2 rRNA genes are annotated in these 3,247 nt (G+C 49.4%); both read right to left on the reverse strand.

Going from position 1 to position 3,247, the window contains the following annotated elements:
- Nucleotides 1-21: 21 nt before the first annotated feature.
- A 5S ribosomal RNA gene (gene rrf / locus FTU06_RS16490) occupies nucleotides 22-136 on the reverse strand.
- Nucleotides 137-332: 196 nt separating this feature from the next.
- Nucleotides 333-3,226, reverse strand: a 23S ribosomal RNA gene (locus FTU06_RS16495).
- Between the last annotated feature and the right edge of the window lie 21 nt (nucleotides 3,227-3,247).

The raw sequence follows: 3,247 nt of genomic DNA on the forward strand, positions 1-3,247 counted from the left end.
CAGGGGGTGTTTCGAATAATGAGCTGGCGATGACTTACTCTCACATGGGTAACCCCACACTACCATCAGCGCTAAGAGGTTTCACTTCTGAGTTCGGGAAGGGATCAGGTGGTTCACTCTTGCTATTGTCGCCAGCACAACTGTTATGGATACTTGCTTAGTCTAATCTCAGAGCAGTGCTCTTCGTGCTAAGTTTTCTACCAAATGAGTTATTAACAGAAGTACTTGAGTTAATTTAAGGTGTTCATTTTATCTAGCTTTTCAACTAAATCAAGTTTGATTGATTATATGTGAATCAATTGATGCTTTACATACAACTGTTTGGGTGTTGTATAGTCAAGCCTCACGAGCAATTAGTATTGGTCAGCTTCATGCGTCACCGCACTTCCACATCCAACCTATCAACGTCGTAGTCTTCAACGGCTCTTTAGTGGACATAAAGTCCAAGGGAAATCTTATCTTGAGGTAGGCTTCCCGCTTAGATGCTTTCAGCGGTTATCCCTTCCGAACATAGCTACCCGGCGATGCGACTGGCGTCACAACCGGTACACCAGAGGTTCGTCCACTCTGGTCCTCTCGTACTAGGAGCAGATCCTCTCAAATTTCCAGCGCCCACGGTAGATAGGGACCGAACTGTCTCACGACGTTCTAAACCCAGCTCGCGTACCTCTTTAAATGGCGAACAGCCATACCCTTGGGACCTGCTTCAGCCCCAGGATGAGATGAGCCGACATCGAGGTGCCAAACACCGCCGTCGATATGAACTCTTGGGCGGTATCAGCCTGTTATCCCCAGAGTACCTTTTATCCGTTGAGCGATGGCCCTTCCATACAGAACCACCGGATCACTAAGACCTACTTTCGTACCTGCTCGACTTGTGGGTCTCGCAGTTAAGCGCGCTTTTGCCTTTATACTCTACGCGTGATTTCCGACCACGCTGAGCGCACCTTCGTACTCCTCCGTTACTCTTTAGGAGGAGACCGCCCCAGTCAAACTACCCACCAGACATGGTCCTCGTCCCGGATAACGGGACAGAGTTAGAACCTCAATATTACCAGGGTGGTATTTCAAGATTGGCTCCACCGAAACTAGCGTCTCGGTTTCAAAGCCTCCCACCTATCCTACACAAGTAAGATCAAAGTTCAATGTCAAGCTGCAGTAAAGGTTCACGGGGTCTTTCCGTCTAGCCGCGGGTACACCGCATCTTCACGGCGATTTCGATTTCACTGAGCCTCTGCTGGAGACAGCGCCCCCATCATTATGCCATTCGTGCAGGTCGGAACTTACCCGACAAGGAATTTCGCTACCTTAGGACCGTTATAGTTACGGCCGCCGTTTACTGGGGCTTCGATCAAGAGCTTCGCTTACGCTAACCCCATCAATTAACCTTCCAGCACCGGGCAGGCATCACACCCTATACGTCCACTTTCGTGTTTGCAGAGTGCTATGTTTTTAATAAACAGTTGCAGGGGCCTGGTTTCTGTGGCTGCTCTCAGCTCAGGAAGCAAGTTCCATCACCAAAAGCAGCGTACCTTCTCCCGAAGTTACGGTACCATTTTGCCTAGTTCCTTCAGCAGAGTTCTCTCAAGCGCTTTGGTCTACTCGACCTGACCACCTGTGTCGGTTTCGGGTACGATTCCAGTGTAACTGAAGCTTAGAGACTTTTCCTGGAAGTATGGTATCAGCCACTTCACTGTACAAGTACAGCTTGCTGTCAGATCTCAGCATAGAGTACCCCGGATTTGCCTAAGATACATGCCTACTTCCTTTCACCTGGACAACCAACGCCAGGCTGACTTAACCTTCTCCGTCCTCTCATCGCATTACACTGAAGTATTGGAATATTAACCAATTTCCCATCGACTACGCCTCTCGGCCTCGCCTTAGGGGTCGACTCACCCAGCCCCGATTAACGTTGGACTGGAACCCTTGGTCTTTCAGCGAACGGGTTTTTCACCCGTTTTGTCGTTACTCACGTCAGCATTCGCACTTCTGATACCTCCAGCAGACTTCTCAATCCACCTTCATCGGCTTACAGAACGCTCCCCTACCACTTACACTAATGTGTAAATCCGCAGCTTCGGCATATAGTTTTAGCCCCGTTACATCTTCCGCGCAGGCCGACTCGACTAGTGAGCTATTACGCTTTCTTTAAAGGGTGGCTGCTTCTAAGCCAACCTCCTAGCTGTCTATGCCTTCCCACATCGTTTCCCACTTAACTATAATTTTGGGGCCTTAGCTGGCGGTCTGGATTGTTTTCCTCTTGACTACGGACGTTAGCACCCGCAGTCTGTCTCCCGGATAGTACTCATTGGTATTCGGAGTTTGCATCGGTTTGGTAAGTCGGGATGACCCCCTAGCCGAAACAGTGCTCTACCCCCAATGGTATTCGTCCGAGGCGCTACCTAAATAGCTTTCGGGGAGAACCAGCTATCACCGAGTTTGATTAGCCTTTCACCCCTATCCACAAGTCATCCCCTGGCTTTTCAACGACAGTGGGTTCGGTCCTCCAGTTAGTGTTACCCAACCTTCAACCTGCTCATGGATAGATCACCCGGTTTCGGGTCTACACCCAGCAACTAAACGCCCTATTAAGACTCGATTTCTCTACGGCTCCCCTAATCGGTTAACCTTGCTACTGAATGTAAGTCGCTGACCCATTATACAAAAGGTACGCAGTCACCAAACAAGTTGGCTCCCACTGCTTGTATGCATGCGGTTTCAGGATCTATTTCACTCCCCTCACAGGGGTTCTTTTCGCCTTTCCCTCACGGTACTGGTTCACTATCGGTCAGTCAGGAGTATTTAGCCTTGGAGGATGGTCCCCCCATATTCAGACAAGGTTTCACGTGCCTCGCCCTACTCGACATCATTATCTAAGCCCTTTCGCGTACAGGACTATCACCTACTATGGTCGCACTTCCCAGAGCGTTCCACTAAAGCTTAGATAACTTAATGGGCTTTTCCCCGTTCGCTCGCCGCTACTGAGGGAATCTCAATTGATTTCTTTTCCTAAGGGTACTGAGATGTTTCACTTCCCCTCGTTCGCCTCATAAACCTATGTATTCAGTTTATGATACCCGCCTTATAGCGGGTGGGTTTCCCCATTCAGAAATCTCCGGATCACAGGATATTTGCCGCCTCCCCGGAGCTTATCGCAGGCTATTACGTCTTTCATCGCCTCTGACTGCCAAGGCATCCACCACATGCACTTAATTACTTGACTATACAACCCCAAACAGTCGCT

The organism is Acinetobacter sp. YH12052, from assembly GCF_013419835.1.
Classification (GTDB): Bacteria; Pseudomonadota; Gammaproteobacteria; order Pseudomonadales; family Moraxellaceae; genus Acinetobacter; species Acinetobacter amyesii.